Here is a 23,679-nt window from a genome sequence, read left to right as displayed (position 1 = left end):
ACGTCTGCAGCGCTGAATTGCATTGCGGCTGGCGGCCAGGGAAGCATTTAATAACCAAACGGGTTTACTCCATGCGCCCTTCCCCGGACCTCCATCTGCCGCAGGCCACCCGCGCGGCCGGCAACCTGCCTGCCTTCCTCGCGGCCAGCGCCGTGGCAATCCCGGTCCTGCTCGCCGTTTCGGCCGGCAATATTGCGGACCCGATTGTCCGCTACGACGATTACCCCGCCCTTCTGGCCCAACCCGAAGGGTTCTGGCAGAAAACCCTGACCGAAGGCCGCTGGCTCAACTACCTGTGGCACCTGCGCGGCCTGGTTACGCCGGCCTGGCTGAACTTCATTCTGTTCCAGGTTCTTTGGGGCTTGACCGCTGCCGCCATCGCAACTGCAGCAACCCCGCCCGGCAACCGCAAGTGGTTCGCTGCGGTTCTGGCTCTCACCCTGCTGCCCGCGCCGCCGGTGTTTCTGATGGCGCCCTGGTCCAGCACCCTCATCCCGGGGTTAGCGGTGCTGGCACTGTTTGCCGGCCTGGCGCTGGTGCTGTCTCAGCGCGCCCTGCGCCTGCTGCTGCCGGTTTTCACGCTGCTCGCCTTCACGGCCTATACCACCTTCCCGCTGATCCTGCTTGCGGTCTGCCTGATCAGCACGCAGAAACGCTCGCTGCCGGACCTGGCCAAGCTCCTAACTCTGTTCGGGGCGAGTTTCGCTGGCGCGGTTCTGGCCGTCTATGCGTTGAACTGGCAGGTGCATGGCGTCTTTGGCATCCCATTGGATCCGGCCCGCAGCCCGGACCCGGCGCAGGATCTTGCGGAGATGTGGTCGCACCTGCCGCTGCTGCAGGAGACGCTTTCGGTCCTGCTCGGCAAGCTGAGCTTCCAGTCGACGCCGGTTCTGCTGTTTCACTTGTGCCTGCTGATTGCCGCCACAGCCGTGCTGCTGCGCCGCCAGCCGCTGGAGGCGCTCTACCTCTGGACCGCGCTTTGGGCCGGGATGGCGCTGATGACGCTGCAGGTGCTCAAACTGGGCGTGACGATCCCTGTGCGGGCCTTTCATTTCACCTGGATTATCTATGCGGTGCTGATCGTGCGGGCCGCGCAGGAGCTTAGCCGCAACCCCGGCCTGCCCGGGCGGCTGGCGCGCAATGCGGTGCTGCTGGTTGCACTCAGCTACCTGGTGCAGACCGCGGTGCAGTTCACCCGCTTCCGCGACTGGCAGCACGACACCCGGCAGATGGCCAGCGCCATCGCGGCGCAGCCCGGGCCGGGGCCGGTCTATGCCACCGGCAGCATTCTGGATCACCCGTCCGCGCGCAAGGCAGGCCTCCACCGCGCCAGCAGCCTGGCCAGCCGCCTGAAGCTGTTGACCGGGCGCCGGGTTATCCTGTGCGAAACGGCTGCTGAAGCCTGCGCGCATCTGCCGCCAGAGCTGCGCAGCCCCGCAGCAGAGCCGCAACCGCAAGCGCGGCTGGAAGGGTTTCAGAACAGCAGCGTCCTGGTGTTTCCGCCGCAGCAGTAATGCCACTGCGCACAGGCGGCCCAGCAAAAAAGGGGCGCCGTCAGCGCCCCTTTAAAAGGTTCTGCCAGCTGCTGCTTACCGGGAATAGGACTGCAGATAGGCAATCACCGCCTCGATATCGCTGTCCTTCTTCAGCCCGGCAAAGGACATTTTGGTGCCCTTCATGTACTTCTTGGGCTTGGCCAGAAAGGCCGCCAGCTCGGCTTCATCCCAGACCAGCCCGTCTTCCGCCGCGGCCTTCATCGCCTTGGAATAACGGAACCCTTCGGCATGGCCCGCAGGCGCGCCGACGATGCCGTTCAGGATCGGCCCGGTCTTGGACTTGGCGTTCTCGCCCACCTGGTGGCAGGCCTTGCACTTCTTGAAGGTCTTCTCGCCCTTGGCCACCAGCTCCGGATCCAGAACCGCAGCAGTTTCGACGGGCTCTTCAACCGCCTCTTCCGCCACCGCCTCCTGTACTGGCGCAGCTTCGGCAGCAGCCTCGGCCCCCTCCTCTTCCGGCGTCACGTCCAGCACAAGGGCGCGCATGGTGATCTCGACGCTGTCCTTGCAGTTCTCCATGCAAGGTTCCGGGTTCCAGAAATGCTTCTCCGCGTCTAGCCGGTCATCCAGGATGAAACCATCCGCATTCGGAAGCTCGACCTGTTTGAAGGTCTCATCCGATAGAACGAATTCATCATCCACCAGATCGTTGGAATAGAGGATATAAGCCACGATGGCATAGACCTCATCCGGCGTCAGCGACTGCGCATCGCCGAAAGGCATTGACCGGTTCACGTAATCCCAGGTGGTCGACAGATACGGCCAGTAGCTGCCCACTGTCTTCAGCGGGTCCTCATGGTCCAGCGTGCCCTGCCCGCCTGCCAGCTTGGGCCAATTGCCTACGCCCTCGGCAAAGTCGCCATGGCAGACCGCGCATTTCTCGGCAAAGACTTCCTCGCCGGTGAACACATCGCCCGAGCCCGTCGGCAGACCGGTGCCGTCGGGTGCCACGTCCAGGTCCCAGGCCGCGATTTCCTCCGGCAAGGCCGGGCGGCCGAGGCCGAATTTTTCCGCGGCAACGGGCGAGACAACCGCCATAGATAAAATAGCCGCTGCAACAATGTTCCGCCTAGCCGATAGGCCGGGCAGCGCCCGACCCTCCCCACGGGAGGGCGCTTTCGCACCCACCCAGGCTCGGGCGATGCCCTCAGTGGGTATCGTCAACACTTCAAGAAACCTCGACATTTTCCGCCTCCCCGTTTGCCTTGACCCACCAGGTCTGGATGGCGTTGTTGTGATAGATCGAATTCAGCCCCCGGACCTCGCGCAGCTGCGCCTTGGTGGGCTGGACGTAACCGGTGGAGTCCTTGGCCCGGCTTTGCAGCAGCATTTCGGAGCCGTCCCAGTTGATATCCAGGTAGAACCGGGTCAGCGCCTTGTCCGTGCCCGGCGCCGCCAGCCGCGCCTCGGTCCAGGTCTTGCCGCCATCCAGCGTCACATCCACCCCGGTAATCGCGCCGCGGCCCGACCAGGCCAGACCGGTGATCACCAGCGGCCCTGCACCATGAGTGATGGGCGCCTGCGGGCTGGGGCTGGTGACAACGGACTTGGCATCCATCTCCCAGGTCCACTTGCGGCTGATGCCGTTGGCCAGCGTGTCGGTGTATTTCGAGGTCTCCTCGCGGCTTTCGACCGGCTGGTCCATCACCTCGACCCGGCGCAGCCATTTGATCCACATGTTTCCTTCCCAGCCCGGCACCACCAGCCGGACCGGGTAACCATGCTCCTTGCGCAGCGCCTCGCCATTGGCCTTGAAGGCGACCAGCACATCGTCCATCGCCTTCTCCAGCGGGATCGAGCGCCCGTTGGAGGACGCATCCGCGCCTTCCACATAGACCCATTTGCCCTCGGGGCTCACGCCGGCTTCCTCAAGCAGCGTCCGCAGGGACACGCCGGAATATTCCATGTTGTGGATCATGCCGTGGGTGAACTGCGCGCCGTTCAGCTGCGCGCCGGCCCACTCCATGCCGGAGTTTGCCGCGCATTCGCAGAAATAGACCCGGTTCTCGCGCGGGAAGCGCTCCAGATCCTCGTAAGTGAAGACCAGCGGCGTATCGACCAGACCGTTGATCATCAGCCGGTAATCTTCCTTGCGCAGCTCAATCGCGCCGGAATGATGCCGCTCAAACGCGCAGCCCTGCGGCGTGATCGTGCCGTCCAGGGCGTGGATCGGCGTGAAGTTGATTGAGCTGATGGTGTCCGCCGTCAGCCACTCCACGTTGCGGCGCACCACGTCGCTTTCGTATTTGATCGGCAAGCCGTAGGGCGTGGCATCCACCCCCTCGCCCAGACCGCTGGCCCAGTCCTGCACTTCGGTAATCAGCGGATCGGGTGCGGCCGCCTTGGCCGCCCCGGCCGCCACCGCCCCTGCTCCGGCCGCCGCCGCCCCGGTCAGGAACTGGCGGCGCGAGGGCGCCAGACTCTTGGCGTCGTCACTCATATCTCTTTGCCTCCTTACATAGATAAATTCACGTTCGTGAATTCAACTGCGCAAAATTTTTTCGCTGTGCCCGCCGCCACGGCGGGGGTGATCTGCCCCTGCCGGGGCGGGCGCTGATTACGCGCCCGCCACCTGCACAGAGTTGTTCGGGTCCAGGGTCACGGTGCCAAGCTTGCGGATGTGATCCTCGACCACATCCCAGATCATCGGCCCCTCGGTGCCCTCGTTCACGCTGGCCCAGCCCGCCACCACATAGGACTTTGCCGGGTCGATCGCCTCGCCGGTTTTCAGCAGCGTCATTTCACTGATCCGCTCGCCCTGCGGCTTGGTGATGTCGATGCGGTAGCCCATGCCGCCGATCCGCACCATGTCGCCGCCCTGCTGGTAATAGGGATCGGGATTGAAGATGTTGTCGGCCACGTCCTCCAGGATCACCTTGATGAACTCGCCGGTCATTTCGCTCCGGTAGGCCTCCCCGTAAGACATCGAGGTCACGTTCCAGATGTCCTCGCGGGTGATGTCATCCCCCGGCACCAGCGACGGCCCCCAGCGCACGCCGGGCGACATGGCGATATCCGCCTCCCGCTCGCTCAGCAGCGCGTCGCAGATCAGGTCGTCCCAAGTGCCGTTGAAGTTGCCTCGCCGGTACAGCAGCGTATCGGTCTGGCCGATCACCTCCTCCAGCTGCGCCTTGAAGGGGGCGCGTTCCGCTTCGATCAGCTGCGCCACCGCCGGGTCCGGCGCGATCACGTCCGAGAACACCGGGATCAGCTTGTGCCGCAGCCCCATCAGCTGGCCGTCGCGCACATCCAGATCCACGCGGGAGACAAACTTGCCGTTGGAACCGGACGCGATGATATGGGTCTTGCCCGCCAGCACCGGCTCCGGCAGGGCGTCGTGGGTGTGGCCGGACAGGATCACGTCGATGCCCTGCACCTTGCCGGCCATCTTCTTGTCCACGTCAAAGCCGTTGTGGCTCAGCACCACCACGACATCGGCGCCTGCCGCGCGGACCTCGTCCACCATGGCCTGCATATGCTCATCGCGGATGCCGAACGAATACTCCGGGAACATCCAGCCCGGGTTGGCAATCGGCATATAGGGGAAGGCCTGACCGATCACTGCCACCTTGGCGCCGCCGCGCTCAAAGAACTTATAAGGCTTGAACAGCTCCGCCGGCTCGTCCCATTCGGCGTCAAAAATGTTCTGGCCAAGCGCGGCAAAGGGCAGGTTTTCGACGATCTCATTCACCCTGTCGCTGCCCAGCGTGAACTCCCAGTGGAACGTCATCGCATCCGGCTTCAGCGCGTTCATCACGTTGACCATGTCCTGGCCCTGGGTGTGATGGCAGGTATAGGAGCCGTGCCAGGTGTCGCCGCCGTCAAGCAGCAGCGCATCGGGGCGGTCGGCGCGGATGGCGTTGATGATGGTCGCCACCCGGTCCATCCCGCCAACGCGGCCATAGGCCTTGGCCAGCGCAGAGAAATCATTGTAGGTCAGCGCATAGGCCGAAGGGCTGCCGTCAGTGATGCCGTACACCTTGCGGAAGTCGGCGCCGGTGATGTGGGGCACATGGCCCTTGTTCTCTCCAACCCCCAGATTGACCGAAGGCTCCCGGAAATAGATCGGTTTCAGCTGGCCGTGAATATCGGTCACATGGATCAGGCTGATGTTGCCATAGGTGTCAAACTCCAGCAGCTGGTCCTGGCTCAGGCGCTGCTGCGCAGCCAGCCGCGCCCAATTGCCAAAGCCTGACGCCCCCACCATGGCCGAGGCGGCCATGGAAACCTGCAGAAAATCGCGGCGCGAGATCATGAGTACCGGTATCCTGTATGTTCACGCGATATATTCACGTGAATGAATGTTTTGAAAGAGATACGCCCCGCACCTGGAAACAGGCGCGGGGCGCAAAGATCAGTTACGGACGGAGGGCGCTTCGACCGACAGGCCGTTGCCGCGCGAGGCGACATAGAGTTCCAGTGCAACGAACTCCGCGGAACCTGGCTTATAGGTCTCAGCCCGGGTGTCGCGCACGCAGCCCTTGAAGCGCGCGTGGGCGGTGTTCAGCTTGGTGTTTTTCAGACGGTACACCGGGAAGCCGTTGATCTGGCCCTGGCTCAGGTGATCGGCGCGGATCATGTTGCCATAATTGTCCTCATGGCAGTTCGCGCAGGACAGCTCCAGCTGGCCGGTGCGCGTGTAATACATCTCCTTGCCCTTTTCCCAGGTGGACTGGACCGGGCCGTCGATGGCCACGTTCACCGGCATCCCGCGGGACTGGACAGAGATCAGCGCCTCCATCGCGGCCATGTCGCCGCCGGAGTATTTCCACTTCTCGGCGCCCATCTGGTTTTCGCGGCAATCGTTGATCTGCATGTTCAGGGTGCGGACCTCGCCTGCCTCTTGGTTCCACTTGGGATAGACCGCGCGCACGCCTGCCATGCTTTCCTCGACATCGCCGTGGCACGATGCGCAGGATTTGCCTTCGGAGCCGTCGGCAGTGTCCCAGGCTTCCTGCGCCTGATCGACAAACACCATCGCCGGGTTCTCAAAGTCATCCATCTGCAGGGCTTGTGTCTCGTCAGAGCGGAAGTGCCAGCCCGACATCACCTCGTCCAGCACATCCGCCACATGGGCGGGCGCCGCGGCTTTGGTGACCATCTCGATTTCCTCGTTGACCACCAGCTTGTCGTCATCGGGGCCTGCGCCCGCCGCCATCGGCAGCGCCAGCACAGCGGCAATGGCTGTGATTGCCTTTTTGTTCATTCCTTTTCCTCCCTTGGGTGCCTGCCCTGCCCGGTTCCCACCGGACAGGACGCGTGCCTGAAGATCCGGAACGGATCAGCCGATGGCGATTTTCTTCTTTGTGTCGTAGACGGAGCCGTCGTCGTCATACCAGGTGAAGACGAACTCGCCCGCTTCCGGCACGGTCGCGTCGAATTCGAAGTACGGGTTGGTGGAGATCGCGGGCTCCATCGCGACGTCCAGCACCATGGTGCCGTTGAACTCGCAGGTGAAGCGGTTGATGATCGAGCGCGAGATCAGGTTGCCTTCCTTATCCTTGCGCTGGCCGCTTTCCATCTTGTGGCTGATCAGCGTCTTGATGGTGACCGCCTCGCCGGCGGCAGCGGATTTCGGGACCTTGACGCGGGGTTTAACACCGGATGCCATGTCTTTAACTCTCCTTAAGAATTCCGTTCAGGGAGCGGGCGGCTTCAGCCGCCGCAGCCGCCGATGGTGACTTTGACGGTGGCGCTGGCCTTGGCAAAGGAGCCATCCGCCAGCTTGGCAACCGCAACCACGTCCTGGGTGCCCGCCAGGCGGATCCGGGTGGAGGCCGCCTGCTGCGCCGCACCGGGGCCGAAGTTGAAGGTCGCCACACCCGGTTCCGGGTTGCCGGCGGCAAGCACCAGGATCGCGGTGGCGCCCGGCGCCTCGACCGAAATCGGAACAGTGTTGCCGTTCTCGGCAATCTCCGGCGCGTTCAGGGTCACGCCCCCTTCGGCCATTTCAGCACCGCCGGTAAAGGCGGCAATCCGGTCATCCGCCGCCGCAGTCACGCGGAACGGCAGCACGGTAACCACGGCAGCGCCCAGGCCCATCGCCAGGGTCTCACGGCGTGAGAACTCCATCATATCTCTCCTTTGAATTCACATCGGTGCAGGCCGCGGAACGGTCCCGCCCGCGCCTTACTCTTCTTTCAGCGTCGCGAGGAACGCGACCACATCCTCGATCTCCTGCGCCGTCAGGATCGGCGGCAGCGGCTCAGCCCCGGCCTCGCCGGTATAGGCATCGCCCGGGCGGATGAAGCCCTCGACCTTGTAAAAGGCCGGCATCATCGTGCCCTCGAATGTCATCTTGGCATTGGCGATCAGGCCGCGCAGCTCTTCCTCGGTCCAGCGGTCGCCGGCGCCATCCAGCGACGGGCCGATCTCGCCGTGGAACGGCACATCCGCCAGGGCTGTCACCTGGTGGCAGGCCACGCAGTTGCCCTTGGATTTGGTGCCGGCAACAATCGCCCCGTTGGCCGCATCGCCGGCAACGCCGGTCAGCGAGGCGGCAACCTCACCCGACTCGCCATACTCCACCGCCATCGGAGCAACCTCCCCGGCCAAAGCCGCAGTCCCGGCCAGGCTTAGCGCCAGTGTCAGAGATGTAAGCTTCATGTTTCCTCCCATTGGCTGCCGCTGTTACCGGGCGGCTTGCTTAGCTTTGCATACCGTAGGGCACAGCGCCCCGGATACGCAACAACAAATTCATTATTGTGAATTTTTATAGATCGTGCGCAAAACGTCAGTCTGTGGACCCATTGTTGCGCTCCTGGATGCGGCGCGCGTGGTAGCGCTGAAAATCTTCCCCGTTATCAAGCGCATACCGCTTTTCGTTGACCCATGTAAACATGTCCAGCGTGGTTCCCGCGCCAAACGCGCCCGGCATCGCCGCCACTGCCGCCTCGGGCGCGGTGGCACCCTCGCCCACTTCCTCCGGCAGGAACAGAATCGTCGGTGTGAACAGCACCCCCCATTTGCGCGCCATGTCCTTTTCCGGCAGCGTCTCGCCGTCGAAATCAGTCACCTCCACATCGCCGTAAAGGTTCAGCTGCACGACAAAAAAGTTGTCTTCGATGTACTGGCCGATTTCCGGGCGGGGAAAGATCTCCTCATGCATTTTGGTGCAATAGACGCAGCCGCGCTGTTCAAAGATCAGCGCCAGCCGCTTGCCCTCGCCATTGGCCTCCTCCAGGTCTTCGCGCAGGTCCTTGAAGGTCTCCCGCATCCAGGACGTCTTGTGCAGCCCGTCGTCGCCCAGCTCCGCCGCGGCCAGCGGGCCCGCCAGAGCCGCGGCCATTAACACTTTCGCAATACTTCTCAGCATGTTGACCTCCAAACCTCACTTACCCGATCGCGCTGAACCCCGGCACCCAGCGGATCATTGCCTCCGCGATCAGCCGCACGCCGCCGGTGGCGATCAGCACCGCAAACAGCACCAGCATTGCGCCCATGCCCTTCTCCACCCAGGCAAAGGCGCTGCGGTGGCGCGCGACCCAGCCCAGGAACGGCTTGGCAAACAGCGCTGCAACCACAAAGGGCGCCGTCATGCCCAGCCCGTAGACCAGCAGCAGCACCCCGCCCCGCCAGACCTCGCCCATGCCGGAGGCAATCATCAGGATCGACGCCAGCGCCGGCCCGACGCAAGGCGTCCAGCCGAACCCGAACGCCAGTCCCATCAGATAGGCGCCCAGCACGGTGGAGGGCTCCGCAGAACTCTCCATCCGCGCCTCGCGGTACAGCAGCGGGATCTTCACAACACCCAGAAAATGCAGTCCGAACAGCAGCAACAGCGCGGCCGCGCCGTAGGACAAAACTTCCAGATACTGCCCGAACAGCTGCCCCAGCGCAGTCGCCCCCATGCCCATCAGCATGAACACCGTGGTGACCCCGGCGGCAAAACAGACCGCCGACACCAGCAGCCGCCGCTGCGCGCCCGCAGCAATCGCGCCATCGCCGCGCAGCTCCGCCATCGACAGCCCGCCCATATAGGACAGGTAAAACGGCACCATCGGCAAAATGCAGGGGGTGAAAAAGCTCAGCAAACCTGCGATCAAGGCGCCGAACAGGGTAATTTCAAGCATCGCACCCCCAGAGAGGCCCCACGCGAACGTTATCCGGGCCCGGCTTGTGTCATTCACATATTCGAATTATGTTGTTTCTCACCGTTCGGTCAACAGATGGAATGACACCCATGCGCTCTTTCCGGCAATTGGCTGCAGCCGCAGCCATGGCCCTTGCGACGCTGCCCGCCTGGGCGGCGGAACTGGTGATGGTCGAACAGCCGGGCTGTGAGTGGTGCGCCCGCTGGAACGCGGAGATCGCCCCGATCTACCCCAAAACGGCTGAGGGCGAACACGCTCCCCTGCGCCGGGTGGACCTGCGCGCCCTGCCCGATGACCTGAAGCTCGCCCGCCGGGTCATGTTCACCCCCACGTTCCTGGTGGTCGAGGACGGCGAGGAGCGCGCCCGGCTCGAAGGCTACCCGGGCGAAGATTTTTTTTGGCCTTTGCTTGCAGATTTGCTAAGCGCCCATACAGGGTTTGTTGATAATACGAACTCCAAGGGCGGCAGCTGACCGCCCTGATGGGGAAAAACAGACAAGTGCGGCACTGCGGTGCCGCTCAGGAGACGGCACATGGCACTACCACAGTTTACCGCCGACATGGACCCGGAGGAGATGGACAAGATGGTCGAAAACGCGACCAAGGCGTCCAACTTCCTCAAGGCGATCAGCCACGAGGGCCGGCTGATGATCCTGTGCCATCTGGTCTCAGGCGAGAAATCCGTGACCGAGCTGGAGGAGCTTCTTTCCGCCCGCCAGGCCGCCGTCTCCCAGCAGCTCTCCCGCCTGCGCCTGGAGGGGCTGGTTATTCCCCGCCGGGAAGGCAAGGCGATCTACTACCGGCTGGCCGACGACAAACCCCGCCGGATGCTGGAAGTGGTCTATGACCTTTTCTGCAAGGAATAAGGCTGACGCCTGAATGACCCCCTTATGTTTGACCTCCTGACAGAACACCAGCTGGCCGCCTGTATCGGGCTGCTGGGAGGTGTGGCTCTGGGGCTTGCCGCCCGGCTGGGCCGGTTCTGCACATTGGGGGCGATCGAAGACCTGCTTTATGGCGGCTCCTCCCTGCGGATGCGGATGTGGGGCGTGGCCATCGGCGTGGCCGTCACCTCGAGCTTTGCGCTGATCGGGCTGGGCCTGGCGGATGCAGGCCAGTCCTTTTACCTGTCGATCCGCTGGATGCCTGCGGCCTCGATCCTGGGCGGGCTTATGTTCGGCTACGGCATGGCGCTCAGCGGCAACTGCGGCTATGGCGCCATCGCGCGGCTTGGCGGCGGCGACCTGCGCAGTTTTGTGATCGTGCTGGTGATGGGGGTCTCCACTTATGTCGTCCTCGCGGGCCCCCTCGCCCCCGTGCGCAACTATTTCTTCGCCCAGCAGGACGTCACCAACGAGATCCCGCCGGGACTCGCCCATTATGCCGCCGTCTGGAGCGGGCTGCCGCTGGCCGCAATCGGCACCGGAGCGGGCCTGCTGATCCTTCTGCTCTCCCTCGCCAATTCCGAACTGCGCCGCGACAGGCAAGCGCTGTTCTGGTCCGCGGTTGTGGGGCTGGCCGTAACCTCCGGCTGGGCCGGGTCCACGTATGTCAACACACATGGGTTCGAGGCGCTGCCAGTGGTGTCCCACTCCTTCTCGGCCCCCTTGGGTGAAACAATCCTGTGGACCATGACCGGCTCACTGCGCCCCCTGTCCTTTGCCGTCGGTTCCATCGCCGGGGTCTGGTCCGGTGCCTTCATCGGCTCGCTGATCAAGGGCCATTTCCGCTGGGAAGCCTGCGAGGACCCGCGCGAGCTGCGCCGCCAGATCATCGGCGCCGCCATCATGGGCGCAGGCGCGGTGATTGCGATGGGCTGCACCGTCGGCCAGGGCCTCAGCGCCTTTTCGCTGCTGGCGGTCTCTGCTCCGGTCACCATGCTGGCGATCTTTGCCGGCGCCGCCTTCGGGCTGCGCCAGCTGATCGAGGGCTTCCGCCCGGCAGAATAACCTGCTGCCCCGCAGAGACAGCCCAGGGCCCCGGCCCGCCGCGCGGACCGGAGGTCTTGGTTAATTTTCATTAACAATTACATGTGCGTCACAAACCATTCCTAAGATATCCGGGTGAGCCAGCCCCGCATCCCCGCATTGACGTTTATGGACAGCCCGGAGACCGCCATGACCCGCAAGCAGATCGTCAGAGACCCGCACATCGGCAATAAGGCGGAGGCTTTTGAGGCCTCGGACGACATTCCCGCCAACCCGGCCCCCAGCCGCACCATCGGCGATGTGATCGCCGCCCGCTATGGCCGCCGCACGGCCCTGAAGGGAATGCTGGGCACTGCCGCCGCCACCGCCCTGTTCGGCGCCTCAGCCCTCACTGCTCCGCGCCAGGGCCGTGCCGCAGCCCCCGGTGCCCAAAGCCGCTATGCCTTTGACGAGCTGCACTGGGGCAATGACGAAAGCCACCATGTGGCCCAGGGCTATGACGCGGACATCCTGCTGCGCTGGGGCGATCCGATCTTTGCGGATGCCCCGGACTTCGACGTGATGAACCAGACGGCGGACGCCCAGCTGCAGCAGTTCGGATACAACAACGACTACGTCGGCTTTGTGCCTCTGAACGCGGAAGGCAGCCGCGGCCTGCTGTGCGTGAACCACGAATACACCAACGAGGAGGTCATGTTCCCGGGTCTTGGCCGCCAGGACAAGGCGGAGTTTGCCGGCATGACCCGCGCGCTGGCCGATATCGAGATGGCCGCGCACGGCGGCTCGGTTGTCGAGATCGCCCGCAACGCTGATGGCAAGTGGGCGGTAGTGCGCGACGGCAAGCTGAACCGCCGCATCTCGCCGCTGACCACCGCGATGGCCCTTGACGGCCCCGCCGCAGGCCACCCCAGGATGCAGACCAGCGCCGACCCCGGCGGCCTTGAGGTCACCGGCACGCTCAACAACTGCGCCGGCGGCATGACCCCCTGGGGCACCTGGCTGATGGCCGAGGAGAACTTTCACGGTTATTTCTGGACGGACAGACTGGACTTCGAAGGCGAACCGGACCTCTCCGGCCAGCCGGAGGCGGCGCAAATGGCCCGCTATGGCGTGCCCGGCATGTGGTACGCCTGGGGCAAGTACCACACCCGCTTCAATATCGACAAAGAACCCAACGAAGCCAACCGCTTCGGCTGGGTTGTTGAGGTCGACCCGATGGACCCGCAGTCGAAACCGGTGAAACACACCGCTTTGGGCCGTTTCGCCCATGAGGGCGCGGAGACCACCCTGTCCAAGGACGGCCGCCTGGTGATCTATATGGGTGACGATGCGCGCTTTGAGTATGTCTACAAATACGTCTCCGGCGGCGTGGTGTCAGAGGATCGCGCGGCCAACGCCCGGCTGCTGAGCGACGGCACGCTCTACGTCGCCCGGTTCGATGCGGACGGCACCTGCCGCTGGCTGCCGCTGGTGCATGGTCAGGGTCCGCTGACGGCCGAAAACGGCTTTGCCAGCCAGGCGGATGTGCTGATTGACACGCGGCTGGCGGCGGATGCGCTGGGAGCCACGCCGATGGACCGGCCCGAAGACGCCTCGCCCCGCGGCGACGGCACTGCCTATGTGATGCTGACCAACAACTCCAGGCGCAAGGCCGGCCAGACCGATGCCGCCAACCCGCGCCCGGAGTCGCAGTTCGGGCATATCGTCGAAATCAAGGAGGACGGCGGCGACCATGCGGCGGCAAGCGGACGCTGGTCGATCCTGGTGAAGTGCGGCGATCCGGACATTGCGGACGTGGGCGCAGAGTGGCACCCGGAGACCTCGGAACACGGCTGGTTCGGCTCCCCCGACAACAGCGCGATGGACGCAGACGGGCGGCTGTGGGTGGCCACCGACCAGGGAAGCAAGTGGGGCAAGACCGGCAAGTCGGACGGGCTCTACGGGGTGGAAACCGAAGGCGGCTTGCGCGGCCATTCCAAACTGTTTTTCCGCTGCCCCGTGGGTGCCGAGCTGTGCGGGCCCTGTTTCACCCCGGACGGCGAGACGCTGTTTCTGGCCGTTCAGCATCCGGGCACGGACGGCACCAAGGATCTGAAAGGCTTCGGGCGCGCCTCGACCTTTGAGGACCCGGCCACCCGCTGGCCGGACTTCGATCCGCAGATGCCGCCGCGCCCCTCAGTGGTGGCGGTGACCCGTAAAGGCGGCGGCAAGATCGCCAGCTGACCTGAAATCCGCCGTTGTATGGCGGAGCGCGCCCCACCCGGGGGGGGCGCAGGTTTCGGCCCTGCCGGGCCGGCTGCCGCCGGATGCACGCGATTGTGAAACCGCCAGCCCGCACCGTGCCCTAAAACCGGAAAAAGCTCTGTGGAGACCTGCCATGTATGCCAAACGCCTGACGGCCGCCCTCATCCTTGCAACCTCTGCCGCCAGCGCCGGCAGCATCACGCCGCGCGATGGCTGGGCGGTGCATGAAACCTCCAAACCCTATGCGCAGCTGATCGACGACGTCAAAGCCGCCGCCAAGGCCGAGGGCCTGGGCGTTGTCACCCAGGCAGGCCCCACCCAGGCGGCAGCGGCCCGCGGCATCACCATCCCCGGCAACCGGGTCATTGGCCTGTTCAACAATGACTTCGCGGTCAAGATCCTCGCACTCTCCACCGCTGCAATGATCGAGGCGCCGGTGCGCATGTATGTGACCGAGGAGGCAGACGGCAGCGCCACCCTGTCCTATAAGCTGCCCACCCACGTCTTTGCGCCTTACGCAGAGGAAGGCGGCGCGGGGCTGGCAGCCCTTGCCGGCCAGCTCGACCGCCGCTTTGCGCTGATTGCGGAACGGGCGCAGAAATAGCCGCCGGCGTCTTTCCCGCTTCATCTGCCCCTCCGCTGGTTGCGCCGATTTCCGCCGCAGCATTTCTCACACTGGCGTGAACGGGCTTGCGCGCGGGCGCAGGCTCGGCAATCTGGCGGTAATTCAACGGATTGGACCGACAAGATGACAGAGACCCTGCGCGCAGCCGATGTTCTGGCCCGGCGCCTTTACGAGGCTGGCTGCCGCCACGCCTTTGGCATGCCCGGCGGCGAGGTGCTGACGCTGGTGGATGCGCTGACCAAGGCGGGGATCACGTTTCACCTGGCCAAGCATGAGAACTGCGCAGGCTTCATAGGCGAAGGCGTGCATCACGCGGACGGCGCGCCGGTCATTCTGGTGGCCACGCTTGGTCCCGGCGCGCTGAACGGCATCAATGTTGTGGCCAATGCCCACCAGGACCGGGTGCCGATGCTGGTGCTCACGGGCTGCGTCGACACGGCCGAGGAGCAGAGCTATACCCATCAGGTGCTCGACCACCGCGCGGTCTTTGCCCCGGTCACCAAGGCCACCTTCCGGCTGGACGCCGAGGCTGCGGATCTGATCGCAGACAAGGCCGTCGCCATCGCAACCGAACCGCGCAACGGGCCGGTGCATATCGACGTGCCGATCTCGGTTGCAGACGCGCCGGCCAGGGACCGGGGCATCCGCCGCGCGCCTGCGAGTGCAACCGCGCCAAGCGGTGAGGCGCTGGCGCAGGCGCGTTCCTGGCTGGCCGCGTCCACGCGCCCGGTGGCGGTGATCGGGCTGGACGCGCTGCAGGAAAACGCAGGCCCTGCCATCCGAAGCTTTGTTGAGAAACACCATATCCCCTTCATCACCAGCTACAAGGCCAAGGGACTTATTCCCGAGAACCACCCGCTCTGCCTTGGCGGGGCAGGCCTCTCGCCGCTGGCGGACAAGCATCTGCTGCCCTTGGTGCGGGAGGCCGATCTGGTGCTCTCCATCGGTTACGACCCGATCGAGATGCGCCCCGGCTGGCGCAACGTCTGGGACGTGAAAACCCAGAACGTGATCGACATCGCGCCGGAGGCCAACACCCACTACATGCATCAGGCCGGGCTGAACTTTCTGACCGCGATTGCCCCCACGCTTACGGCGCTTTCGGATGGCACCGGACCGCGCGGGACCTGGCCCACTGGCCGCCCCGCCGCGGTCAAGGCCGAACTGGCAGACGCCTTCCCGCAGGATGACAATTGGGGGCCTGCGGGCGTCATCGCCGAATGCCGTGCTGTCCTGCCGCAAGAAACTCTTGCCACCGCCGACAGCGGCGCCCACCGCATTCTGCTGAGCCAGATGTGGGACTGCCAGGAGCCGCGCGGCCTGATCCAGTCCTCGGCGCTGTGCACCATGGGCTGCGCGGTGCCGATGGCAATCGGGCGGAAGCTGGCGCAGCCGGAGCGGCCGGTTGTCAGCTTCTCCGGGGATGCCGGGTTCCTGATGGCGGCGGGCGAACTCTCGACCGCAGCCGAGCTGGGCGTTGCGCCGGTCTTTGTGGTTTTCGCCGATGCCAGCCTCGCCCTGATCGAACTCAAGCAGCGCCAGCGCCAGCTTGCCAGCGGCGGGGTGGATTTCGCGGCGCACGACTTTGCCGCGATGGGCCGCGCCTTTGGCGGCAACGGCGTGACGGTTGCCAGCCGCGCCGAACTGCGCGCCGCCCTTGAGGACGCGATGAAATCAGACAGGTTCACGGTCATCTCGGCTGTGATCGAACGCGGAGGCTATGATGGCCGGATCTGAGATGCTCCCCCACGGCGCGCTGAACGGCGTCAAGGTTCTTGACCTTTCCCGTATTCTGGCAGGCCCCACCTGCACCCAGCTGCTGGGCGATCTCGGCGCCACGGTGATCAAGGTGGAAAACCCCAAGACAGGCGGCGATGACACCCGCCAGTGGGGACCGCCCTATGTGACCGATGCGGACGGGCACCAATCCGACCTCTCCGCCTATTTCATGGCCGCCAACCGCAACAAACGCTCGGTTTCCATTGATATCGCAACGCCCGCCGGCCAAGAGGCCATCCGCCGTCTGGCGGCAGAGGCAGATATCCTGATCGAGAACTTCAAACCCGGCGGGCTGGCGAAATACGGGCTGGATTATGACAGCCTCAAAGATGACCTTCCGGGCCTGATCTACTGCTCAATCTCCGGCTACGGCCAGACCGGCCCCAACAGCCACAAGCCCGGCTATGACATCATGGCGCAGGGCTTTGGCGGCATCATGTCCCTTACCGGCGAGCCCGGCGGCCAGCCGATGAAAGCCGGCGTCGGCATCGCTGATGTGATGTGCGGCATGTATGCCTGCATCGGGATTCTGTCGGCGCTGCACCACCGCGATAAAACCGGCGAGGGCCAGCAGATCGACCTGGCGCTGGTCGATGCCCAGATCGCCTGGCTGATCAACGAAGGCGTCGCCTATCTGAATACCGGCCAAGTCCCCAAGCGCCGCGGCAATGAACATCCCAGCATCATGCCCTATGGGGTTTACGAAACCTCGGACGGCCATGTGATCCTGGCCGTGGGCAACGACAGCCAGTTCCGCCGCTTTATGGAGTTCCTCAAGCTGGAAGGCCTGGCAGAGGATCCGCGCTTTGCCACCAACCCCGCCCGCCTGCAGAACCGCGATGCGCTGAACGCTGTCCTGATCCCGTCGGTGCAGCGCTACACCACCGGGGATGTGCTGGACGCGATGGAGGCCCGCAAGGTGCCGGCCGGCCCGGTGCAGGACCTGGAAACCCTGTTTGCCACCGATCAGGTGGATGCCCGCAACATGGCCATTGGCATGGAAACGGCGGCCGGTCCGGTCAAGCTGCTGGGCAACCCGCTGAATTTCTCCCGCACGCCGGTCACATACCGGCACGCGCCGCCGGTCTGCGGCGAAGGCACCGAAGAGATTCTGAACGCAAAACACCCGTTTGAGCCGTCCTGATCCCCCAGTGATGCGGCGGCTTTCCGCCATGTGTTACAGTTTCCGGCAATTCACCGCTAAACCAGCGGTGTTTTCAGCCTGCCCTGATCCGCCGTCTTGCCAAAATTTCCCGGGAAATCCTACACATCCGCCATAGTTTCAATCCAGGCGCACACAGGCCATCACCAAACCGCGAGCAGGGTTCGCCCGGAACATTCCGATGATCTACTCTTCAGCAGGACACGGAAACCGCGCTCGTATCAGAACAATGATTGGACTCTCATGACGCAAGATATCTTCGGCCAAGACAGCAGCCTGACCGATGCCGCCGCACAGCAGGATTGGAATTCCGTGCAGCTGGGAGTTCTTTCCCATGCTGCAGCGGCCGCTGATCACCTGGGCGCAGTGCTGAAGGCGGCGCCGGAATATGCCCTGGCCCATGCGATCAAGGGGCTGTCGCTCTTGATGCTGGGGCGCTCTGAGCTGGTGCCCACGGCGCGCGCCGCGCTGCGTGATGCCAAGGCCTGTTACGAGGGCGCCCTCCCGCGCGAGCGCAAATACGTGGACGCGCTGGAAGACTGGCTGGCCGGCCGCCCCAGTCTGGCAATCCAGCGGATGGAACAGGTGCTGGCTGCTTTCCCGCAGGACACCCTGGCGATGAAACTCAGCCACGGCATCCGTTTCATCATGGGCGACCCCGCAGGCATGCGCGCCTCGATCGAACGGGTGCTGCCGGCCTATGCGCCGGACCATGCCGGCCGCGGCTACCTCTTGGGCTGCCATGCCTTTGCGCTGGAGGAGACCGGCGAGTATGAGCGCGCCGCCAATGCCGGCCGCCAGGCCCTGTGGATGGCGCCGGATGATGCCTGGGGCCTGCACGCCGTGGCCCATGTGCATGACATGACCGGCAATGCCAAATCTGGCCTCGACTGGCTGCAAGGCCGCGAGGAAGCCTGGGCGCATTGCAACAACTTCCGCTATCACGTCTGGTGGCATAAGGCGCTGATGCATCTGGACCTGGGCCAGATGGACGAGGCGATTGCGCTTTACGACACCGAGGTCCGCAAGGACAAGACCGACGACTACCGCGACATATCCAACGCCACCTCGCTGCTGGTGCGGCTGGAGCTGGAAGGCGTTGATGTCGGCAACCGCTGGGAAGAGCTGGCGAATCTCTGCGCCGCCCGCACTGAGGACGGCAGCCTGATTTTTGCCGATCTGCACTACCTGCTGGCGCTGACCGGCCACCGCAAGGAAGACGCCCACCGCCTGGTGCAGCGGATTCACGCCGATGCAGAGGCTGGCGGCAGCGAGGCGCGGGCACGGATGGCGGACCCCGGCTGCGCCGCTGCCGACGGGCTCGAAGCCTTCGGAGACGGTAATTACAAGGCCGCCTTTGCCCGTTTGTCCGCGGCCCGCGGCACCCTGCAGCTGGCCGGCGGCAGCCACGCGCAACGCGATGTTTTTGAACGCATTACCATAGACGCGGGAATCCGCTCAGGCCAGCTTGACGCGGTCGAGGCAATCCTGGAAGACCGCCGCGCCAAGCGGGGCGGCGCAGAGGACAATTACGCGCTGGCCCGCCGCACCCTGATCGCCGAGGCCCGGACCCAGTCTGGCGCCAAAAGCGTACCTGCCGAGTAAGACCTTCAAGGACCAGAAACCACAGATGTCCAGCATTGCGCCCTTCCCCGGGCCTCAGAAAGACCCTGCTGCCGCCAACCGCGCAGCCCCCCCGCCGCAAGCGGCGCAGCCGCGGGTGCGCGACCCGCGGCTCGACTTCTACCGCGGCATTGCGATGTTCATCATCCTGGTGGCCCATATCCCTGGCAACCGCTGGACTGGCTGGATCCCGGCCCGCTTCGGGTTTTCGGACGCGACTGAAATCTTTGTCTTCTGCTCCGGCATGGCCTCCGCCATCGCCTTTGGCAGCTCTTTCGACCGCCAGGGCTGGTGGCTGGGCACCGCCCGCGTCGCCTTCCGCTGCTGGCAGGTGTTCTGGGCCCACATCGGGCTGTTCTTCTTCCTGGCCATGTCGATGGCGGCGCTCGACCTTTATGGCGGGTTCGAGAAGAGCTATATCAACTCGCTGAACCTGGGCCATTTCTTCAAGGATCCGATGACCCAGATCGTCGGCATCTTCACCCTCACCTACGTGCCGAATTACTTCGACATCCTGCCGATGTACCTGGTGGTGCTGATGCTGATGCCGCTGATGATCGGACTGGAGAAGGCGGGGCTTTGGGCCGTGGCGGCGATGTCGGTGCTGATCTGGCTGACCGCCAACCCCTATATGGCCGGCCTTGGCCCCAACGGCGTTTCGCTGCCGGCGGAACCGTGGTCTGACCGGGAATGGTTCTTCAACCCCTTCGGCTGGCAGCTGCTGTTCTTCACCGGCTTTGCCTTCATGAAAGGCTGGCTGCCAAAGCCGCCGGTTTCCAAGGTTCTGGTCGTGCTTGCCGCCGCCTTCCTGATCCTCTCGGCTCCGTACGGTTCCTGGAAAGTCTTCACCTGGGTCAAAGCCGCCAGCCCGGATCTGGCTGAGCTGATCAAACCCGGCCGCGACGCCATCGGCGAATGGCGCGAAAAGACCGACTTCGGCCTGCTGCGTTATGCCCACTTCCTGGCTCTGGCCTATCTGGGCTGGGTTGCGGCGGGCGAAGGCGGCAAGTGCCTGATCGCCACCGGCCATTCGCTGGGCGCGCGCCTCTGGGCGGTGCTGCTGAAGGTCATCACCAAGGTCGGCCAGCAATCGCTAGCCGTGTTTGTGTTCTCGATGGCCCTGGCCCGGTTCATCGGCTTTGCCCTTGACCAGACCGACCGCGCGGTTATGACCACGGCATACGCCAATCTGGTTGGCTTTTTCCTAATCATTGGCTGCGCTTACGGCGCTGCCTGGTTCAAGTCACAGCCTTGGAGAGCCAAGAAATGAGCTCTTTTTCCCGCCGTTCCTTTCTGGCTGCCGCGCTTGGCAGCACCGCCCTGTACGCCTTGCCGGGTCTGGCAAATGACACCCAGCCCTTCAGCCGCGAGGTGGTCGTCGCCAAGGCCCGCGCGCTTGCGCAGGAGGACTATGCCGAACGCCCGTCGGTGCCGCAGGACTGGCTCGACCAGTCTTATGACGACTACAAGGCGCGCTGGTTCCGCTCCTCGGACGCGCTGTGGTCCAAGACCGACCGCAGCTACAACGTGGATTTCTTCCTGCCCGGCCTGTACTTCCCGCGCCCGGTTCAAATCAACACCGTGACCGGCGGGCAAGCGCAGCCCGTGCCTTTCGACCTGTCGCTGTTCGACAAGACAGACAAGGCGCCCGAGCTGACAACCGATGGGCATCTGGGCTATTCCGGCCTGCGCCTGCGCACTGTTCTGGACGATCCCACCCAGAAGACAGAATTCTGTGTGTTCCAGGGGGCCAGCTACTTCCGCGCCATCGGCATCGGCAATACCTACGGGCTGTCCGCCCGCGGCCTGGCGCTGAAAACCGCGGATCCCGACGGTGAAGAGTTCCCGGAGTTCATCGAATTCTGGCTGGAGGCCCCTGCTCCCGGCCAGCGCGCAATGGTGGTCCATGCGCTGATGGACTCCCCCTCCGTCACCGGCGCCTACCGTTTCACCATCACCCCCGGCAGCAGCACGGTGATGGAGGTGGAGGCCACACTGTTCGCCCGCGAGGACCTGAACCACACGGGCCTGGCGCCCCTCACCTCGATGTTCCTGTTCGATGCCACCAACCGCAACCGCTTTGACGATTTCCGCCCTGCGGTGCATGACAGCGATGGCCTGCTGGTGGTCAACGGCAACGGTGAAACCCTGTGGCGGCCGCTGGCCAACCCCGCGCGGCTGCAGGTGTCGTCCTTCGTCGACGACAACCCGCGCGGCTTCGGCCTGATGCAGCGCGCGCGCAAGCTGTCGGATTTCAACGACCTGGAAGCCTTCTATCACAACCGCCCCTGCCTGTGGGTCGAACCCAAGGAGGACTGGGGCAAGGGCGCGGTCACCCTGGTGGAAATCCCCGCCGACAAGGAAATCTACGACAATACTGTCGCCTACTGGCGCCCGCGCGAGCCTTATGCCGCCGGATCGGAGATCAGCCTCAGCTACCGCCTCACCTGGGGCGCGGAGCCGGTGCTGCCGATGCCGCGGGTGATCGACACCGCCGAGGGCGCCCGCATCTTTGGCGGGCCGGGCCGGATCGTCACCATCGACTTCGACGCCCACCCCCTGTTCGAGGACGGGCCCGAGGCCCTTGACGTGCACATCCACTCTCCCCATGTGGCGGCCAGCGAAGGCGTGCTGCAGCGAAACCCGGAAACCGGCGGCCTGCGGCTCGCCTTCACCTTCGATCCCGGCGACCGGGATCACGTCGAACTTCGCGCCCAGCTCAGGAAGGACGGCAGCCCCGCCTCCGAGGTCTGGCTTTACAGGTGGACCGCATGACCGCATGTGATCTGATGCCCCCGGAGCAGCCTCTGGCGATGCCGGAACAGGATTTCAGCAAGGACTTCAGGGACGCTGCCGCCCCCGGCGGTGCGGCCCCCAGCCAGGTGGCGCTCTGGCGCCTGCTGGCCTTTTCGCCAGCCATGGCAGCGACGGGTGTGCTCACTTGGGTGATGCAGGGCTGGTTCGCCGACGGCGGCTTCTCGGTTCTGGAAATGATCCTGCTGGCGCTGATCGCCTTCAACTTCTTCTGGATCGCCTTCACCGTCTCCACCGTTCTCTTGGGCCTTTACGGCCTGTCACGCCGCGAAAAAACCGTGGCCCGCGGCCCCGCGCGCCCGATGAAGGTGGCGCTGCTGATGCCGGTCTACAACGAGGTGCCCTGGTATGTGCTGGGCAATGCCCAGACCATGCTGCAAGAGCTGCACGGCCGCGGCGGCCAGCATGAATATGCGATGTTCATCCTGTCGGACACACGCGACGATGCAATTGCCAAGCAAGAGCGCGACAGCGTCGAGGCCCTGCGCACCATGCTGCCGGAAGGCACGGAACTCTACTACCGCCGCCGCGCCGATAACGAGGGCCGCAAGGTCGGCAATATCTCCGACTGGGTGCGCCGCTGGGGCGCAGGCTACGAGGCGATGCTGGTGCTGGACGCCGACAGCCTGATGACCGGCCGCGCCATTGCCCGGCTGGCCGATGCGCTGGCCCGTGACCCCGGCGCCGGCCTGATCCAGAGCTATCCGCAGCTGATCGGCGCGCAGTCGGTCTTTGGCCGGATGCAGCAGTTCGCCAACGGCGTCTACGGCCTCGCGCTGGCCGAGGGCCTGGCCCGCTGGGCCGGGCACGAGGGCAACTACTGGGGCCACAACGCCATCATCCGCACCCGCGCCTTTGCCGCCTGCGCGGGCCTTCCGCTCTTGCGCTCGCGCTTCGGCGGCGGCGAGAAGCTGATCATGAGCCACGATTTCGTCGAGGCGGGCCTCTTGCGCCGGGCCGGCTGGTCGGTGCGCTTCCTGCCCCGCATCCGCGGCTCTTACGAGGAAACCCCCGCCACCCTGATCGACCACATCCTGCGCGACCGCCGCTGGTGCCAGGGCAACCTGCAGCACCTAAATCTGCTGCACGCCAAGGGCTTCCGCGCGATCTCCCGCTTCCACCTCTTTGCGGGCGCCATCGGTTATCTGATGGCACCGGTGTGGTTTGCGCTGCTGGTGCTGTGGGCCATCATCGGCCGCAGCGAAGAGGCGTCTGTCATCAGCTATTTCAGCGAAGCCAACCCCTTCCGCCCCAACTGGCCGGATATGTCGGAGCCCAGGCATGTGTTGGTGATCATCCTGATCTACGCGATGCTTCTGGCGCCCAAGATCCTGGCCGCGGCGGCGCTGCCGCTGACCGGCAGCCGGTTCTCGGAATACGGCGGCCCGGTGCACTTCGTGCTGTCCTTCCTGTCCGAGTTGATGCTGGCCATCCTCTATGCGCCGATCCTGATGGTGCAGCAGATGATCGCAGTGTTCCGCACGGCCCTGGGCCTGCAGCGCGGCTGGGAACCGCAGGCCCGCGACGGCGGCAGCTACGCCTTGCGCACGCTGATCACCTGCCATGCCCTGGAAACCGTCAGCGGCGTGGCGCTCTGGGCCGGCATCCTGTCGGGCACCGTGTCGCTGTGGCTGGCACCGATCGCGCTGTCGCTGGTGCTGGCGGTGCCGCTGTCCGCCTTGTCCGGCGTCAAGACCGTGAACCGCATCCGCCACTGGATGGCCACGCGGGAGGAGTTCACCGAACCCCAGATCACCCGCGCCGCCCGCGCGGCCCGCGCCGACCTGAAGGCGCTGCTGGACGGCAGCACCGCCCGCGGCACCCCGGCAGAGTAACCCCGGCGCGCAAGGGGGCA

At 64.8% G+C, this 23,679-nt stretch carries 21 protein-coding genes; 12 read left to right on the top strand and 9 right to left on the bottom strand.

Annotated features, from left to right (window positions below; genetic code table 11):
• Window positions 1–71: 71 nt before the first annotated feature.
• Complete coding sequence (locus tag ACTRWG_RS04330; protein ID WP_051357887.1) at window positions 72–1,514, top strand: hypothetical protein; 1,443 nt, start codon at window positions 72–74, stop codon at window positions 1,512–1,514.
• A 75-nt stretch (window positions 1,515–1,589) separates the two neighbouring features.
• Here the strand turns inward: ACTRWG_RS04330 and ACTRWG_RS04325 are convergent, their stop codons facing one another.
• The 9 genes from ACTRWG_RS04325 to ACTRWG_RS04285 all read right to left on the bottom strand — a co-directional run bounded on the left by ACTRWG_RS04325 (window position 1,590) and on the right by ACTRWG_RS04285 (window position 9,628).
• The gene (locus ACTRWG_RS04325; RefSeq protein WP_051357888.1) at window positions 1,590–2,594 is read right to left on the bottom strand and encodes a c-type cytochrome; all 1,005 of its coding nucleotides are present in this window, start codon (window positions 2,592–2,594) and stop codon (window positions 1,590–1,592) included.
• A gap of 130 nt (window positions 2,595–2,724) precedes the next feature.
• Window positions 2,725–3,996 carry a sulfite dehydrogenase gene (gene soxC, locus ACTRWG_RS04320; RefSeq protein ID WP_027237972.1) on the bottom strand — a complete coding sequence of 424 codons (1,272 nt, stop codon included), beginning with the start codon at window positions 3,994–3,996 and terminating at the stop codon, window positions 2,725–2,727.
• Between the two features lie 117 nt (window positions 3,997–4,113).
• The gene (gene soxB, locus ACTRWG_RS04315) at window positions 4,114–5,811 is read right to left on the bottom strand and encodes a thiosulfohydrolase SoxB (RefSeq protein WP_027237973.1); all 1,698 of its coding nucleotides are present in this window, start codon (window positions 5,809–5,811) and stop codon (window positions 4,114–4,116) included.
• A gap of 99 nt (window positions 5,812–5,910) precedes the next feature.
• Window positions 5,911–6,762 (bottom strand): sulfur oxidation c-type cytochrome SoxA, encoded by an 852-nt coding sequence (gene soxA, locus ACTRWG_RS04310; RefSeq protein ID WP_027237974.1) that lies wholly within the window; start codon window positions 6,760–6,762, stop codon window positions 5,911–5,913.
• A 75-nt stretch (window positions 6,763–6,837) separates the two neighbouring features.
• Window positions 6,838–7,167, bottom strand: coding sequence for a thiosulfate oxidation carrier complex protein SoxZ (gene soxZ / locus ACTRWG_RS04305; protein WP_462829027.1), 330 nt, complete (start codon window positions 7,165–7,167; stop codon window positions 6,838–6,840).
• Window positions 7,168–7,211: 44 nt separating this feature from the next.
• Window positions 7,212–7,628, bottom strand: a complete 417-nt coding sequence (soxY, locus tag ACTRWG_RS04300; protein ID WP_027237976.1) for a thiosulfate oxidation carrier protein SoxY — start codon at window positions 7,626–7,628, stop codon at window positions 7,212–7,214.
• Window positions 7,629–7,685: 57 nt separating this feature from the next.
• Window positions 7,686–8,162 (bottom strand): sulfur oxidation c-type cytochrome SoxX, encoded by a 477-nt coding sequence (soxX, locus tag ACTRWG_RS04295; protein ID WP_027237977.1) that lies wholly within the window; start codon window positions 8,160–8,162, stop codon window positions 7,686–7,688.
• 127 nt (window positions 8,163–8,289) lie between these two features.
• A complete protein-coding gene (locus ACTRWG_RS04290; protein WP_036798017.1) occupies window positions 8,290–8,844 on the bottom strand; it encodes a thioredoxin fold domain-containing protein in 555 nt (184 codons plus the stop codon).
• 46 nt (window positions 8,845–8,890) lie between these two features.
• Entirely contained in the window at window positions 8,891–9,628 is a 738-nt protein-coding gene (locus ACTRWG_RS04285) for a cytochrome c biogenesis CcdA family protein (protein WP_027237979.1), read from the bottom strand.
• A gap of 110 nt (window positions 9,629–9,738) precedes the next feature.
• On the opposite strand from ACTRWG_RS04285, the gene ACTRWG_RS04280 reads away from it, so the two are divergent.
• From ACTRWG_RS04280 to mdoH, 11 genes are all read left to right on the top strand, one after another.
• Window positions 9,739–10,122, top strand: coding sequence for a hypothetical protein (locus ACTRWG_RS04280; RefSeq protein ID WP_084299658.1), 384 nt, complete (start codon window positions 9,739–9,741; stop codon window positions 10,120–10,122).
• A gap of 60 nt (window positions 10,123–10,182) precedes the next feature.
• Window positions 10,183–10,515 carry an ArsR/SmtB family transcription factor gene (locus ACTRWG_RS04275; protein WP_260003718.1) on the top strand — a complete coding sequence of 111 codons (333 nt, stop codon included), beginning with the start codon at window positions 10,183–10,185 and terminating at the stop codon, window positions 10,513–10,515.
• Window positions 10,516–10,539: 24 nt separating this feature from the next.
• Window positions 10,540–11,598: a YeeE/YedE family protein gene (locus tag ACTRWG_RS04270; RefSeq protein WP_462829026.1), complete on the top strand. Its 1,059-nt coding sequence runs from the start codon at window positions 10,540–10,542 to the stop codon at window positions 11,596–11,598.
• A gap of 168 nt (window positions 11,599–11,766) precedes the next feature.
• Window positions 11,767–13,800 (top strand): PhoX family protein, encoded by a 2,034-nt coding sequence (locus ACTRWG_RS04265; protein WP_462829025.1) that lies wholly within the window; start codon window positions 11,767–11,769, stop codon window positions 13,798–13,800.
• A gap of 154 nt (window positions 13,801–13,954) precedes the next feature.
• Window positions 13,955–14,425 (top strand): DUF302 domain-containing protein, encoded by a 471-nt coding sequence (locus ACTRWG_RS04260; protein WP_027237982.1) that lies wholly within the window; start codon window positions 13,955–13,957, stop codon window positions 14,423–14,425.
• Between the two features lie 144 nt (window positions 14,426–14,569).
• Window positions 14,570–16,183: a thiamine pyrophosphate-binding protein gene (locus ACTRWG_RS04255; protein WP_462829024.1), complete on the top strand. Its 1,614-nt coding sequence runs from the start codon at window positions 14,570–14,572 to the stop codon at window positions 16,181–16,183.
• Window positions 16,170–17,369 carry a CaiB/BaiF CoA transferase family protein gene (locus ACTRWG_RS04250; RefSeq protein ID WP_462829023.1) on the top strand — a complete coding sequence of 400 codons (1,200 nt, stop codon included), beginning with the start codon at window positions 16,170–16,172 and terminating at the stop codon, window positions 17,367–17,369. The genes ACTRWG_RS04255 and ACTRWG_RS04250 overlap by 14 nt, the downstream gene beginning before the upstream one ends.
• A 261-nt stretch (window positions 17,370–17,630) precedes the next feature.
• Window positions 17,631–18,992: a tetratricopeptide repeat protein gene (locus tag ACTRWG_RS04245; protein ID WP_462829022.1), complete on the top strand. Its 1,362-nt coding sequence runs from the start codon at window positions 17,631–17,633 to the stop codon at window positions 18,990–18,992.
• Window positions 18,993–19,017: 25 nt separating this feature from the next.
• Window positions 19,018–20,280, top strand: a complete 1,263-nt coding sequence (locus ACTRWG_RS04240) for an OpgC family protein (protein WP_462829021.1) — start codon at window positions 19,018–19,020, stop codon at window positions 20,278–20,280.
• Complete coding sequence (locus ACTRWG_RS04235; protein WP_462829020.1) at window positions 20,277–21,785, top strand: OpgD/OpgG family glucan biosynthesis protein; 1,509 nt, start codon at window positions 20,277–20,279, stop codon at window positions 21,783–21,785. Before ACTRWG_RS04240 ends, ACTRWG_RS04235 begins: the two co-directional genes overlap by 4 nt.
• Complete coding sequence (mdoH, locus tag ACTRWG_RS04230) at window positions 21,782–23,659, top strand: glucans biosynthesis glucosyltransferase MdoH (protein ID WP_027237988.1); 1,878 nt, start codon at window positions 21,782–21,784, stop codon at window positions 23,657–23,659. The genes ACTRWG_RS04235 and mdoH overlap by 4 nt, the downstream gene beginning before the upstream one ends.
• The last annotated feature ends 20 nt before the right edge of the window (window positions 23,660–23,679 follow it).

The organism is Leisingera sp. G5_S3_59_S7 (assembly GCF_054968485.1).
This window is presented reverse-complemented; position numbering and strand designations above follow the sequence as displayed.

Bases quoted from the DNA above. Each gene is read 5' to 3' on its own strand.
- ACTRWG_RS04255 (WP_462829024.1), top strand. From the start codon at position 14,570: ATGACAGAGACCCTGCGCGCAGCCGATGTTCTGGCCCGGCGCCTTTAC.
- mdoH (WP_027237988.1), top strand. From the start codon at position 21,782: ATGACCGCATGTGATCTGATGCCCCCGGAGCAGCCTCTGGCGATGCCG.
- soxA (WP_027237974.1), bottom strand. From the start codon at position 6,762: ATGAACAAAAAGGCAATCACAGCCATTGCCGCTGTGCTGGCGCTGCCG.
- ACTRWG_RS04280 (WP_084299658.1), top strand. From the start codon at position 9,739: ATGCGCTCTTTCCGGCAATTGGCTGCAGCCGCAGCCATGGCCCTTGCG.
- soxX (WP_027237977.1), bottom strand. From the start codon at position 8,162: ATGAAGCTTACATCTCTGACACTGGCGCTAAGCCTGGCCGGGACTGCG.
- ACTRWG_RS04290 (WP_036798017.1), bottom strand. From the start codon at position 8,844: ATGGCCGCGGCTCTGGCGGGCCCGCTGGCCGCGGCGGAGCTGGGCGAC.
- ACTRWG_RS04275 (WP_260003718.1), top strand. From the start codon at position 10,183: ATGGCACTACCACAGTTTACCGCCGACATGGACCCGGAGGAGATGGAC.
- ACTRWG_RS04245 (WP_462829022.1), top strand. From the start codon at position 17,631: ATGACGCAAGATATCTTCGGCCAAGACAGCAGCCTGACCGATGCCGCC.
- ACTRWG_RS04325 (WP_051357888.1), bottom strand. From the start codon at position 2,594: ATGGCGGTTGTCTCGCCCGTTGCCGCGGAAAAATTCGGCCTCGGCCGC.
- ACTRWG_RS04250 (WP_462829023.1), top strand. From the start codon at position 16,170: ATGGCCGGATCTGAGATGCTCCCCCACGGCGCGCTGAACGGCGTCAAG.
- ACTRWG_RS04240 (WP_462829021.1), top strand. From the start codon at position 19,018: ATGTCCAGCATTGCGCCCTTCCCCGGGCCTCAGAAAGACCCTGCTGCC.
- soxZ (WP_462829027.1), bottom strand. From the start codon at position 7,167: ATGGCATCCGGTGTTAAACCCCGCGTCAAGGTCCCGAAATCCGCTGCC.
- ACTRWG_RS04285 (WP_027237979.1), bottom strand. From the start codon at position 9,628: ATGCTTGAAATTACCCTGTTCGGCGCCTTGATCGCAGGTTTGCTGAGC.
- ACTRWG_RS04260 (WP_027237982.1), top strand. From the start codon at position 13,955: ATGTATGCCAAACGCCTGACGGCCGCCCTCATCCTTGCAACCTCTGCC.
- ACTRWG_RS04270 (WP_462829026.1), top strand. From the start codon at position 10,540: ATGTTTGACCTCCTGACAGAACACCAGCTGGCCGCCTGTATCGGGCTG.
- ACTRWG_RS04265 (WP_462829025.1), top strand. From the start codon at position 11,767: ATGACCCGCAAGCAGATCGTCAGAGACCCGCACATCGGCAATAAGGCG.
- soxB (WP_027237973.1), bottom strand. From the start codon at position 5,811: ATGATCTCGCGCCGCGATTTTCTGCAGGTTTCCATGGCCGCCTCGGCC.
- soxY (WP_027237976.1), bottom strand. From the start codon at position 7,628: ATGGAGTTCTCACGCCGTGAGACCCTGGCGATGGGCCTGGGCGCTGCC.
- ACTRWG_RS04330 (WP_051357887.1), top strand. From the start codon at position 72: ATGCGCCCTTCCCCGGACCTCCATCTGCCGCAGGCCACCCGCGCGGCC.
- ACTRWG_RS04235 (WP_462829020.1), top strand. From the start codon at position 20,277: ATGAGCTCTTTTTCCCGCCGTTCCTTTCTGGCTGCCGCGCTTGGCAGC.
- soxC (WP_027237972.1), bottom strand. From the start codon at position 3,996: ATGAGTGACGACGCCAAGAGTCTGGCGCCCTCGCGCCGCCAGTTCCTG.